The sequence below is a fragment of the Bacillus sp. D386 genome (genome assembly GCF_006346415.1).
Genome location: NZ_VEMV01000002.1, coordinates 550,729 through 564,005, shown reverse-complemented (window position 1 = coordinate 564,005; position 13,277 = coordinate 550,729). Strand labels below are relative to the sequence as shown.

Sequence of the window (13,277 nt, the reverse complement as noted above, 5' to 3'; positions counted from 1 at the left end):
ATTATTTGGTCTCCGTAATATGGAAATCTGGATTCTGTTTTTCAAATTCCAAATATTCATCTTTAAGAACTTGAACAAATTCAATATTGTATGGAAGGCTTTTTAACTTTTGGCGGACATCTCTTTCCGATTCCCCTTCAACGTAAATAGATTTAGTATTTTCGCGAACGGGTGTCTCAGCTGCGTTCTCCTGAAAAAAAACTTTAAAAATCATGTAAATCTCTCCTAACTTACTCTTGTAAAATTTATAAATAAAGAGGTGGCAAGGAGCAACAACCAGGCCACCTTATCTATTGATATTCATCTTAGACTGTCGGTCTAAACAGTTCATCATCTCTATTATAAGAAAATTTCCTAACATTTGCATGTTTAAACAATTTTCTTTAAGGACTGTTATCTACTTTACCGTATAGAATAAGCCCTCCGCAAGGATATTTGAAGGGCTTTTCAAAAAATTATGCAATTGATTTCCTGCCCATCAGGTCTTTCCATTGTTTGAGAAGCTTTTTTCTGAGCTTTTTTAACATGGCTGACCATCTCCTTTATCTATTATTTTAATGGTAATTAAGCGTTTGGTAAATATGCTTGAGGGATATAAGTACCTAAACGTAAAAATAAATTTATCGTCCCACTCATAAATAGTATATGCTTGGATTCAAAAGCTTATATTGTAATTTATTTACAATCGCGTCTGATTCATAATCTAAGTATAACTAATATCTTTAACCGTTACTATTTTTCCTGAAGAGTCAAGATAACTAATCATAGCTGTTTTCCTGTTGTATGAGATTCCTCATGCAGAGGTTTACTATTTATTATGATAGTATGATTGTAGACAATAATACGTTATATATAGTATTGCGCATCTGGGAGGAAATGTTTATGGGTAAAATTGTATTTTTTGACATTGATGGGACACTTCTAAATTCTGAAAAGAAATTACCGGAATCCACTAAGGAAGCAATCCATTTACTTAGAAAAAATGGGACATACGTTGCAATAGCGACAGGTAGGGCACCTTTTATGTTCAGCCATCTTATTCATGAACTGGAAATCGACTCTTTTGTCAGCTTTAATGGTCAATATGTTGTTTTTGAGCATGAGATGATTTATAAAAACCCTCTATCTCAATCACAATTAGAAAAATTAACGAGAGAAGCAAAGGCGAATGGTCACTCCATGATCTATATGAATGAGAAAACAATGAAAGCCAACGTTACACATGATCCCTTTATAGAAGAGAGTATGGGATCTCTTCATTTTCCACATCCCGAGGAAAAGGGAGACTTTTATAAAAACCATGAAATTTACCAAGCTCTTTTATTTTGTGAGGAACATCATACGTCTCTTTATGAAGGAAACTATTCGGATCTGCAATTCATACGCTGGCATCCATATGCAATGGATGTAGTACCAAATGGAGGGTCAAAAGCTAAAGGAATTGAGTATGTGATTGAGCGCAAGGGATTCTCTATGGATGAAATTTATGCATTTGGTGATGGATTAAATGATCTTGAAATGATTAAGGCAGCAGGTACGGGTGTGGTCATGGGAAATGGTGTACCGCTGTTAAAGAAAGAAGCGGACTTTATTACAAAAAGCGTAGATTCAGATGGGATTTATTACGGATTAAAGGAATTAAAGCTTATATAAATTTGTTAGTAATCAGCAACTGACTAGTCATAAAATAGGGCAGAGCGGTTTAGCCACATAGTTTCTATAAATAAGTGAACAAAAAAAGACTGTAGACCAACCTAAATAGGGAAAATGTCTACAGTCACAGCCGGTGATTAATCACCGGTTTTTATTTTTCAATGGCTACCGCATTGTCTAAATGGGCAAATGGATCTTTAGGATTTATATGATCATAGAACATGACTCCATTTAAATGATCAATTTCATGCTGAATAATAATGGCCATCATGCCGCTTAATCTTAAAGTAATCTCTTCCCCCTCAAGCGTATAAGCTTGTACTTTTACTTTATTGTAACGGGGAACATAGCCTGGTATGGCACGATCTACTGATAAACAGCCTTCTCCGGTACTTAAATAAGCCTTCTGAACAGAATGGCTAATAATTTTTGGATTAAAGAGAGAATAGCTATGGAGCTTATTTTTATCGTCTGTAGCGTGAATGGCAATCATTCGTTTTGAAATATTAATTTGAGGAGCTGCCAGCCCAACCCCAGGACGTAGACCGTATTTTTCTGCTTTTACTGGATCCTGGCTGTTTTGTACATATTCCATTAAGCTTTTGAGAATTTCTTGGTCTTCTTTGGAAGGCGGAATTTGTACTTCCCCCGCTCTTTTTCGTAGAGTGGGATGCCCTTCTCTGATAATATCTTGCATTGTAATCATTATTTCACCTCATAAAACTGTCCATTTATACTCTATAGTCTATCAAACCTTGCATAAAAAGTTAATTATGACTTCTGTAATCTTAACAAACATATAAGGGGTCTGTACGCCTTACTTATCTTTACGTAGTAGCGTATTTTAAGTTTAGGAATTAATCAATAGCAATCATACTACAATATATTACCTTATATTTAGATTACTAAGTAATTTCGGGGGTATTACTCCTATTATATATGTTATTTGTTGTCAAAATATTTCCATTTCGTTATAGTAAAGTAGGGATAGATAGGAGTGCTAATCATGGAAAAATACAAAAAAAATATTACACTTACAAGTATGTTAGTAGTAATCCTTGCATTAACAGGATGTCTAAACAATAGCAGTCCAGAAGAGAAAATTTATGATACTCTGGAGGAAGTGGCTGCATTGGAGGAAGACTTCCAAAAACAACAAGAGCCGCTTCAAAAGCTGGAGGAAGAAGATAATGAACTGTATGGAAAGATTATACAATTGGGTATGAAGGAAATAGAAGAAATACAATCATTATCAAATGATGCTATTAAAGGAATAGAAGAAAGACAAGCGTTAATGAAGAAGGAAAAAGAAGCTATCGATAAAGCTAAGGAACAATTTAAGGATTTAAATGGTCATATAAACGATCTTGAAGACTCATCCTTAAAAGCAGAAGCGAATGAATTAAAGGATACAATGACGAAAAGATATGATGAGTATGATGAACTGTATAAACATTATACAAAGAGTCTTACACAGGAGAATGAGTTATACACACTCTTTAAAAAAGAGGATGTGACCAAAGAAGATTTACAAGAACAAATTGAGAAAATCAATGAAACGTATAATTCACTGATGAACTCAAACAAAAAATTTAATGACTTAACGAATGAATATAATGAACAAAAGATTGCTTTCTATAAAAGGGCAAAACTAGATGTTGATACAGAATAAGAAAAAGCCATCAGGAGTGATGGCTTTTTTTATAGAAATTCCAGGTTGTCGATAATCAATTCGATAAGTTTTGGTATGTTTTGTTAAGTAGTAAAACCTAATTGATTTTTGACCAGTATCGAGTATGATTATTTTTATTATAATTTAAAAATGGTTATTAGGTTTTATACATTTAGTATTGCATGTTTAATAAGGTTAGTTATTTTGCCCATATTACTTTAGTTTAGGGGATTATAAATACAGAAAGTTCATCTTTGTAAGCGCTTTTTCCACATTCTGTATTAGTATAAAAAAATATTAATGTATAACAGTTTGTCGTTAAAGAAAGTTTGTGAAAATGTTTACATACTCGAATCATATAAGTTGACGGCAATTATTTAAATCGTGTAAACTTTAACCATTGATACAGTTGTACTACTATTTATCAAGAGAAAACTAATACAGTTATCTAATGGTTTAGGTGTGGAAAACTGGCATTATGATAATTTGAAGATGGATATTTAACCATTTATAGAAAGGAAGATGTGAATCCTATGGCTTCTAAACAACAAAAAGTCCTTTTTGAGGCAGAGAAGCAGTTGGAAAGCGTAAGCGACCAGTTCAAGACGTTGCAAATTTTAAATGAAGAGGGAGAAGTCGTAAATAAATCAGCTATGCCTGATTTAAGCGATGAACAGCTTCAAGAATTAATGAGAAGAATGGTTTACACTCGTATTCTTGATCAACGTTCTATCTCTTTGAATAGACAAGGTCGTCTTGGTTTCTATGCTCCAACAGCTGGACAAGAAGCTTCACAATTGGCATCCCAATTTGCTTTGGAAAAAGAAGATTTCATTTTACCAGGTTACCGAGATGTACCACAAATGATTTGGCATGGTCTTCCGTTGACTCAAGCCTTCTTGTTCTCTCGTGGCCATTTTGCTGGAAATCAAATTCCTGCAGATGTTAATGTGATTTCTCCGCAAATCATCATTGGTGCACAATATATCCAATGTGCAGGTGTAGCTCTTGGTATGAAGAAAAATGGAGCGAAATCTGTTGCAATCACATATACAGGTGACGGCGGTGCTTCCCAAGGTGATTTCTACGAGGGAATCAACTTTGCCGGTGCATTTAAAGCTCCTGCAATCTTTATCGTTCAAAATAACCGTTTTGCGATTTCTACACCGGTTGAAAAACAATCCGCTGCTAAAACAATCGCTCAAAAAGCAGTGGCTGCCGGAATCCCAGGTATTCAGGTAGACGGTATGGATCCATTGGCTGTTTACGCTGCAGTTAAAGAGGCACGCGAAAGAGCAATCAATGGAGAAGGTCCTACTTTAATTGAAACTTTAACTTATCGTTATGGTCCACATACAATGGCTGGTGATGATCCAACACGTTACCGTACAGCTGACCTTGATAACGAGTGGGAGAAAAAAGATCCACTTGTTCGTTTCCGTAAATTCCTAGAAGGAAAAGGACTATGGAGCGAAGAGAAAGAAAATGAAGTAATTGAACAAGCAAAAGAAGATATCAAAGTTGCTATTAAAGAAGCGGATAATACTCCAAAACAAAAAGTAACTGATTTAATTATGAATATGTATGAAGAGCTTCCATACAACCTAGAAGAACAATATGAAATTTACAAAGAAAAGGAGTCGAAATAAGCCATGGCCCAAATGACGATGATTCAAGCCATCACTGATGCATTACGTACTGAAATGCGTAATGATCCTAAAGTTCTCGTATTTGGTGAGGACGTAGGAGTAAACGGTGGTGTCTTCCGTGCTACTGAAGGATTACAAAAGGAGTTTGGAGAAGACCGCATCTTTGATACCCCTTTAGCTGAATCTGGTATTAGTGGATTGGCAATTGGACTTGGATTGCAAGGATTCCGTCCTGTTCCTGAAATCCAATTCTTCGGCTTCGTATTCGAAGTTATGGACTCTATTGCTGGTCAAATGGCTCGTATGAGATATCGCTCCGGTGGTACTTATACTTCACCAATTACAATCCGTTCACCATTTGGCGGTGGTGTACATACACCTGAGATGCACGCAGACAGCCTTGAAGGTTTAATGGCTCAAACACCAGGTGTAAAAGTGGTTATTCCATCTACACCATATGATGCAAAAGGTTTGTTAATCTCTGCTATCCGTGATAACGATCCGGTAATCTTCTTAGAACACATGAAATTATACCGTTCTTTCCGTCAAGAAGTACCTGAAGGGGAATATACAATTCCATTAGGTAAAGCTGACGTGAAACGTGAAGGTACTGATCTTTCTATTATTACTTATGGCGCAATGGTTCAGGAATCACTTAAAGCTGCAGAGCAACTTGAAAAAGAAGGTGTATCTGCAGAAGTAATCGATTTAAGAACAATCAGCCCGCTTGATATGGATACAATTATTGCATCTGTTGAGAAAACTGGACGCGCAATTGTAGTACAAGAAGCACAAAAGCAAGCAGGTATTGCTGCTCAAGTTGTTGCTGAAATCAACGACCGTGCCATTTTAAGCCTGGAAGCACCAGTATTGCGTGTAACTGCACCTGATACAGTATTTGCATTCTCTCAAGCAGAGCCTATATGGTTGCCAAATCATAAAGATGTACTTGAAACTGCAAAAAAAGTTTTAGAATTTTAACATAACAGGAGATGCTTTCGTGGCATTTCCTGACTAACACAACCATAACTTTAAAAACTGAAAAGAAAGAGGAGGAAGAAAAGCCATGGCTTTTAAATTTAAACTCCCGGATATCGGCGAAGGTATACATGAAGGTGAAATAGTAAAATGGTTTATTAAACCAGGTGATAAAGTACAGGAAGATGACGTACTATGTGAAGTGCAAAATGACAAATCTGTTGTTGAAATTCCATCTCCAGTAGAAGGTACTGTTCAAGAAGTATTAGTTGAAGAAGGTACTGTAGCAGTAGTTGGTGATGTACTTGTAACTTTTGATGCACCAGGTTATGAAGATGTACAATTTAAAGGTGATGAGCACGGTGAAGAAAAAACTGAAGCTCAAGTTCAATCTACTTTAGAAAGCGGACAAGACCTTAAGAAAGAAGCAGCAGCTCCAGCAAACTCAGATACTCCAACTGGTGCAGGTTCACAGCCACAAGCAGAAGAAACTGCAAGTGATCGTGTAATCGCTATGCCATCTGTTAGAAAATTTGCTAGAGAAAACGGTGTGGATATTCACAAGGTTAAAGGCACAGGCAAAAATGGCCGTGTATTAAAAGAAGATATCCAAGCATTTATGAATGGTGGACAAGAAAGTGCGCCTGTACAAGAAGCTCCTGCTGCCAAAGAAGATTCTAAACCAGCTGCAGCGGCTATTCCTGCAGGAGAATATCCTGAAACTCGTGAAAAAATGAGTGGAATTCGTAAAGCTATTTCTAAAGCGATGGTTAACTCTAAACATACAGCTCCACACGTTACATTGATGGACGAAGTAGATGTGACTAAATTGGTTGCTCACAGAAAGAAATTCAAAGAAGTTGCAGCTGAAAAAGGAATTAAGCTAACATTCCTTCCTTACGTTGTTAAAGCTTTAACAAGTGCATTAAGAGAGTACCCAGCATTAAATACATCTCTTGATGATGCTACACAAGAAATTATCCATAAACACTATTACAATATCGGTATTGCAGCTGATACTGAAAAAGGACTTCTTGTACCTGTAGTTAAAGATGCAGATCGTAAATCTATGTTTGCTATCTCTAATGAAATCAACACACTTGCCGGAAAAGCTCGTGATGGTAAATTAGCTCCTAATGAAATGAAGGGTGCTTCTTGCACAATTTCAAATATCGGTTCTGCCGGTGGACAATGGTTCACACCAGTTATTAACCACCCAGAAGTTGCGATTCTTGGAATCGGACGTATTGCAGAAAAACCAATCGTTCGTGATGGTGAAATTGTAGCTGCTCCTGTATTATCATTATCTTTAAGCTTTGACCACCGTATGATTGATGGAGCTACTGGTCAAAATGCATTAAATCACATTAAACGTTTATTAAATGACCCAGAATTATTATTGATGGAGGGATAAGACATGGTAGTTGGAGATTTTCCAATTGAAACAGATACTATAGTAATCGGTTCTGGTCCAGGAGGTTACGTGGCTGCAATCCGTGCTGCGCAACTTGGACAAAAAGTAACAATCGTTGAAAAAGGAGACCTTGGTGGCGTATGTTTGAACGTTGGATGTATTCCATCCAAAGCCTTAATTACTGCAGGTCACCGTTATCATGATGCCAAACATTCTGAAGATCTTGGTATCACTGCTGAAAACGTAAAAGTGGACTTCTCTAAAGTTCAAGCCTGGAAAGGTACTGTAGTAGAAAAATTAACAAGTGGTGTTGGCGGATTACTTAAAGGTAACAAAGTAGACATCGTTAAAGGTGAAGCTTACTTTGTAGACGCTAATAACATCCGTGTTATGACTGAAAATAGCGCTCAAACATATACATTTAAAAACGCTATTATCGCAACAGGTTCTAGACCGATTGAATTACCGACATTTAAATATTCTGATCGTGTCATTCATTCCACTGGTGCTTTAAACCTTGATCATATCCCTGCAAGCATGGCTATTATCGGCGGTGGAGTAATTGGAGTTGAGCTTGGTTCTGTATATGCTAACTTTGGTACTAAAGTAACCATTCTAGAAGGTATGGACGAAATCTTGGCTGCTTTCGAAAAACCAATGTCTTCTATCGTTAAACGTAACTTGAAGAAGAAAGATGTAGATATCTTCACTAAAGTTAAAGCTAAAGGCGTGGAAGAAACTGAAAATGGTGTAATTGTTACTTACGAAGAAAAAGGCGAAGAGAAAAAAGTTGAAGCTGAATATCTATTGGTAACGGTTGGAAGAAAACCTAATACTGATGAAATTGGTTTAGAACAAGTCGGTATTGAACTAGATGAAAGAGGCTTCATTAAAACAGATAAGCAATGCCGTACATCTGTAAGTAATATTTTTGCGATTGGTGATATCATCTCTGGCCCTCAATTAGCTCATAAGGCTTCTTATGAAGGTAAAATCGCTGCTGAAGTTATTTCAGGACATGCAGCTGAGATTGATTATCTAGGTATTCCTGCAGTTGTATTCTCCGAACCGGAACTTGCAACAGTTGGTTATACTGAACAACAAGCAAAAGAAGAAGGTTTAGATATCGTTGCTGCTAAATTCCCATTTGCAGCAAACGGACGTGCTTTAGCATTAAATTCTGCAGAAGGATTTATGAAGTTAATTACACGTAAAGAAGACGGATTAGTAATCGGTTCTCAAATTGCTGGACCTGGTGCTTCTGATATGATTGCAGAGCTAGGCCTTGCAATTGAAGCAGGAATGACTGCTGAAGACATCGCTATGACTATTCATGCTCACCCTACATTGGGAGAAATCACAATGGAAGCAGCAGAAGTTGCGATGGGAAGCCCAATCCACATTATTAAATAATTAATTATTTTTTACACCCCTATCCTTTTTGGACAGGGGTGTTTTATTTTGTCGGTAAAGTGGTAAAATATAGGATAAGGTTGTCGAAAGGTGGAATTTCATGAGATATGCTATAGCTTTGCTTACATCTATGGTTCTGTTGCTATCTGGTTGCGGAGAAGAAGAGAAGGCGAAAGAAGATACACCTAATAAAAGTGTAGAACAGACACAATCAAATCAGGGAACAAAGCCTAATAAAGCTGAAATTAACAAAGAGGTACCTAAAGAAACAGCAGCGAAGCCGATAGAGGAGATTTCACAAAACTATCAGGTCAATCTAACAAATTGGAAAATTGAGCCTATAGAAGATGGTGAAAAGAAAGTAGCTCTATTAACCATCGATGATGCACCGGATCGATATAGTTTAGCAATGGCAAAAAAATTAAAAGAAATGAATGCCTCTGCTATATTTTTCGTTAACGGACATTTTTTGGAATCGGATGCGCAAAAAAAGATATTGAAACAAATCTATGATATGGGATTTGAAATCGGTAACCATACATATAGCCATGCCGTCCTGCCAGAATTGGATGAAGAGGCGCAAAAAGAAGAAATTATTAAAGTGAATGATATGGTGGAAACTATAACCGGTGAAAGGCCCAGATTTTTTAGAGCTCCATATGGGCAAAACACAGAGTTCTCAAAACAAATAGCCAAAGAAGAAAAAATGCAGTTAATGAATTGGACAATAGGATACGATTGGGAAAAACAGTACCAAGATAAGGACGCTTTAGTGAAAGTTATGCTTACTAGCAAAGAATTGTATCCGGGAGCAAACCTGCTTATGCATGACCGTAAATGGACTAATGATGCAATGCCAGAATTAGTTGAAGGATTACGTGCAAAGGGTTATAGGGTGATAAATCCTCGTGAAATAAAATCTTTTTAATGGAAGAGTTCTGGCAGCCTCAGTAATTAGGCTGCCTTTTTCAATACTATTTTTAAGTAACTAGTTGAAGAGTGGATGGGTGGGTAATATGTTTGTACAGAAATCCTTTGGTATGGTTAGCGCCTGCTTAAGGGGAAACCTCCGGATTGAGTTAATATGTGTTGGCAAAACTAGATCTGTCCTTGCTCGGTAGATGATTCATGATTTGACGACTTTCTAGATAGCTATTCAACCAGTAGCTTGATCATCACTATTAGGTACATATAGGTTATAAGCCCTCTAAATAAACCAATTTAAAGTATAAAGTATGGCTCTACTTTTTTAGATTAAAATGGATGATTCTCCCGTTAAATAAATGAAGTTCCCCTTTTAATTTCTTTGATAAAAATTTAGCAAACTCATTAGCCTTCGATTTATCACCAATTGTAGAGTGTTGAGATAGACTGATTTGGATATAAGGGACTCTTTGTTTATTTTCATCAGGGGTTTGTATATATTCATAATCCACTCCAATGGCTATCATGTGATAGTCCTTTTCCTCTGAGTATAAATAAAACCAATTATGTTTCCCTTCGTCTGTTACTTTCAAAACATAAGGAAATGCAGTTTTACTATAATCCCATGCTAATTGTTCGGAAGTATGCGAGATTGATTGTCTATACTGATTGATCAATTGTTTAATGTCCTCAATAGTTATGTCATCTTTTATGGATCCCTTCATTTTTATAAACGTTGATAAAGTCATAGGAACCTCCCTGAATTAATTTATTTTAATTAGTTTATCATTACCTGAAAATGGATAACAAGGGTGATAATGAAAACGCTTTTCTTGGTTAAGTGTATTTAATTTCATTAATGAAGGAATTCATGGATAAAATCATTAGAATAATAGCCAATTTAACTGTTTAAATATTGATATTACACTTACTGATACATTTGCAGGATAAGAGTGTCTAATTGTCATATTAATAATATATTATACACAATTTAACGAAAAATATTTTAATGTGTTATACAATTTGGGCTTGAAATATTCAATGAGTTATACTATTATTGATTTATGGAATTAAAACGCTTTCTTGGAAGGCGTTTACATTTAGAAAAGGAGATGAAATGAATGGGTACAATCGTATGTACAGGATGCAACAATACAATCGATCATTTTGAAGACGAAAAAGTAACAGTATTGTATGCAACATGCACTGATTGCCACAGTTGTGAACAAGAATAGTCACTAGACCAAAACCGGTTCATTTCAAAAACTATAATCATTTAATCTTGAAAACTATAAAAAGTTAACATTAGCGATGACAACCTTCAATTTTCCAGGGGTTGTCTTTTTTATTTACTCGCAAGAACACGGTGTATTCTTTACTTATTCTTTATATGATAAATTAATGATACACAAATGATTGGTTTCACTTTTCAATTAAGAAGCGAATCATATATTGCCATTGTGTAAAAGCAATCCTAACGACAAAGGAGGGTGTTTTATGTGGAAAACGCGTGTAACAGAGTTGCTTGGCATAGAGCTGCCAATAATTCAAGGGGGGCTGGCTTATCTAGCCTATGCTGAATTGGCTGCCGCCGTTTCAAACGCTGGTGGACTTGGTCAAATTACAGCTATGTCATTGAGCAGTCCTGAGGATTTAGCTAGTGAAATTGATAAGGTACGTTCTATGACTTCTTCCCCATTCGGAGTTAATTTTGCTATTGGTAACCACGGTAAACCTTATGAAGAATTTGTACAAGTGGTACTCTCCAAAGGAGTAGAAGTTGTTTCTGTTACAGGGGGAAACCCGAAAGAATTTTTAGAGATGTTTAAGGGTACTGGAGTAAAAACACTCGTATTGACTGCAGGGGTAAGGCATGCTATGAAAGCTGAAGAACTTGGAGCAGACGCAGTTATGGTGGTTGGCTATGAAGGTGGAGGCCATATAGGAAGAGATGAGTTGAGTACAATGGTCCTGGTGCCTCAGACAGTTGATCATGTCTCCATTCCTGTTATTGCTGCTGGAGGTATTGGAGATGGAAGAGGTTTAATGGCAGCGCTGGCCCTGGGTGCTGAAGGTATAGAAATGGGTACACGATTCATTACTACGAAAGAATGTATACATGCTCATGCCGCTTATAAGCAAGCAATCATAGATAGCTCTGAAAAGGATACGGTAGTGATTAAAAAGAGCTTAGGTGCTCCAGGACGTGCCATTCATAATCCGCTTACGGATATTATCCTTGGAATGGAGGATAATAATTGTACATATGAGGATTTAAAAGATTATATTAGTGGTGTAAGAAACAAAGCATTTATATATAATGGAGATTCAGAAGCTGGTTTTGGTTGGGCTGGTCAAGTTGTTGGTATAATTAAGGATGAGCCAACAGTAGAGCAATTGTTCAGTAGAATGCTAGCGGAAGCAGCAGCTATAAGAGAACGCTGGAAAGCAATTACAACATAAGAGGTGGTACATATGGATTATCAATATCCGATTGATTATGAATGGTCTACTGATGAGATCGTAAAGGTTATATCTTTTTTTCAAGGAATCGAGAAAGCTTATGAGAACGGGATAGAAAGGGAACAGTTAATGAACCTTTACAATGAGTTTAAGCGAATTGTTCCTTCTAAATCTGAGGAAAAGAAATTGTGCAATGAGTTTGAAGAAGTGAGTGGCTACTCTGCCTATCAAGCAATTAAGCGAGCAAAAAACAGTGCTAATGAAGGATTTATAAAATTAAGCCGATAAAAGACATTAACCCCCTTGGCATAGTGCTAATGGGGGTTAATGTCTTTTTCGAGTTTATTAGACATTGTACAGGGGTATTAAATGTACAAATACATCATGAATAATTTCAACTAATTGATCACCGGAAAGCTGAACAGCTTCCTCGCGTGGAATTTGATAGCCGCATAATAATTCAGCTTTTTTGACTGTTTGTAAACGATTAAACATATCGTTTAAGCCATCGGTTGATAATGTACTGTGAGGAATAACTTCCGGCTTCATGTGATCAATAGACCACACGTAATCAGATGGGATAAGATTTTTTATCGATTCAGTTTGGCTAGCCAAACGTTGTCCCTTTTGCGCTTTGTCTTTGGCTTCATAAATAATTGCATACCAAATAAATAAATGGGTTTCCCACAGACCGATTTGAAAATGTGGCTGCATTTTGTAACCGCGTGGATTGGATGAAAAAGATACCCATGTATCATTCGGCGGGTTAATCGTACGACGAGCATGCTTTGCAATATGGGGATACATTGGATCTTGTGTTAAAACAGATAATTCCTCTGTGAAAATCTGACTTAATGTTTCAAATTTGGGACGTATTAAGGTTTTGATTGCATCCATTCGTTGGTCGAGACCATCTATTGTAAATACATTAAAGTCTTCATTTGTGAAACCTTTTATAACCATATATATTACCTCCTATTCTCTCTTATTTTAGCATAAGAATAGAGAGGCCAAATAATATTATGCATATGTAACTAGGCGCTTGTCTATTTTGGTTGCAATAATCCAGAAAGAACATACTATAGTACAAAGTACAATTAAATTTCTGAAT

Annotated in this window: 14 protein-coding genes; 10 read left to right on the top strand and 4 right to left on the bottom strand. The window is 36.4% G+C overall.

Translation table 11 applies throughout. The features are described from left to right. Position 1: 1 nt before the first annotated feature. On the bottom strand, positions 2-214 hold the full coding sequence (locus tag FHY45_RS07735) for a DNA-dependent RNA polymerase subunit epsilon (protein ID WP_066100864.1): 213 nt from the start codon (positions 212-214) through the stop codon (positions 2-4). A 668-nt stretch (positions 215-882) separates the two neighbouring features. Between FHY45_RS07735 and FHY45_RS07730 the strand changes: the two genes are divergently transcribed. Continuing rightward, entirely contained in the window at positions 883-1,653 is a 771-nt protein-coding gene (locus FHY45_RS07730) for a Cof-type HAD-IIB family hydrolase (protein WP_066100860.1), read from the top strand. Between the two features lie 151 nt (positions 1,654-1,804). Here FHY45_RS07730 and def read toward each other — a convergent pair whose 3' ends face one another. Beyond that, positions 1,805-2,359, bottom strand: coding sequence for a peptide deformylase (gene def, locus FHY45_RS07725; protein ID WP_066100859.1), 555 nt, complete (start codon positions 2,357-2,359; stop codon positions 1,805-1,807). Positions 2,360-2,659: 300 nt separating this feature from the next. Here def and FHY45_RS07720 point away from each other — a divergent pair, with 300 nt between their 5' ends. From FHY45_RS07720 to FHY45_RS07695, 6 genes are all read left to right on the top strand, one after another. Then, a complete protein-coding gene (locus tag FHY45_RS07720; protein WP_139891315.1) occupies positions 2,660-3,325 on the top strand; it encodes a YkyA family protein in 666 nt (221 codons plus the stop codon). Positions 3,326-3,858: 533 nt separating this feature from the next. Further along, positions 3,859-4,974 (top strand): pyruvate dehydrogenase (acetyl-transferring) E1 component subunit alpha, encoded by a 1,116-nt coding sequence (gene pdhA / locus FHY45_RS07715; protein WP_139891314.1) that lies wholly within the window; start codon positions 3,859-3,861, stop codon positions 4,972-4,974. Positions 4,975-4,977: 3 nt separating this feature from the next. Continuing rightward, a complete protein-coding gene (locus FHY45_RS07710) occupies positions 4,978-5,955 on the top strand; it encodes an alpha-ketoacid dehydrogenase subunit beta (protein WP_139891313.1) in 978 nt (325 codons plus the stop codon). Positions 5,956-6,040: 85 nt separating this feature from the next. Continuing rightward, entirely contained in the window at positions 6,041-7,366 is a 1,326-nt protein-coding gene (locus FHY45_RS07705; protein ID WP_066100849.1) for a dihydrolipoamide acetyltransferase family protein, read from the top strand. Between the two features lie 3 nt (positions 7,367-7,369). Continuing rightward, positions 7,370-8,779 (top strand): dihydrolipoyl dehydrogenase, encoded by a 1,410-nt coding sequence (lpdA, locus tag FHY45_RS07700; protein ID WP_066100846.1) that lies wholly within the window; start codon positions 7,370-7,372, stop codon positions 8,777-8,779. A gap of 100 nt (positions 8,780-8,879) precedes the next feature. Next, positions 8,880-9,707 (top strand): polysaccharide deacetylase family protein, encoded by an 828-nt coding sequence (locus tag FHY45_RS07695; RefSeq protein WP_066100842.1) that lies wholly within the window; start codon positions 8,880-8,882, stop codon positions 9,705-9,707. A 313-nt stretch (positions 9,708-10,020) separates the two neighbouring features. Here FHY45_RS07695 and FHY45_RS07690 read toward each other — a convergent pair whose 3' ends face one another. Then, a complete protein-coding gene (locus FHY45_RS07690) occupies positions 10,021-10,452 on the bottom strand; it encodes a DUF1885 family protein (RefSeq protein ID WP_066100840.1) in 432 nt (143 codons plus the stop codon). 372 nt (positions 10,453-10,824) lie between these two features. Between FHY45_RS07690 and FHY45_RS07685 the strand changes: the two genes are divergently transcribed. The 3 genes from FHY45_RS07685 to FHY45_RS07675 all read left to right on the top strand — a co-directional run bounded on the left by FHY45_RS07685 (position 10,825) and on the right by FHY45_RS07675 (position 12,454). Next, a complete protein-coding gene (locus FHY45_RS07685) occupies positions 10,825-10,938 on the top strand; it encodes a GapA-binding peptide SR1P (RefSeq protein WP_077247942.1) in 114 nt (37 codons plus the stop codon). 262 nt (positions 10,939-11,200) lie between these two features. Continuing rightward, positions 11,201-12,166 carry an NAD(P)H-dependent flavin oxidoreductase gene (locus FHY45_RS07680; protein WP_066100837.1) on the top strand — a complete coding sequence of 322 codons (966 nt, stop codon included), beginning with the start codon at positions 11,201-11,203 and terminating at the stop codon, positions 12,164-12,166. 12 nt (positions 12,167-12,178) lie between these two features. Next, complete coding sequence (locus FHY45_RS07675; RefSeq protein ID WP_066100834.1) at positions 12,179-12,454, top strand: UPF0223 family protein; 276 nt, start codon at positions 12,179-12,181, stop codon at positions 12,452-12,454. A gap of 57 nt (positions 12,455-12,511) precedes the next feature. On the opposite strand, the gene FHY45_RS07670 is transcribed toward FHY45_RS07675, so the two are convergent. After that, positions 12,512-13,129, bottom strand: a complete 618-nt coding sequence (locus FHY45_RS07670; protein ID WP_139891312.1) for a DUF1054 domain-containing protein — start codon at positions 13,127-13,129, stop codon at positions 12,512-12,514. Between the last annotated feature and the right edge of the window lie 148 nt (positions 13,130-13,277).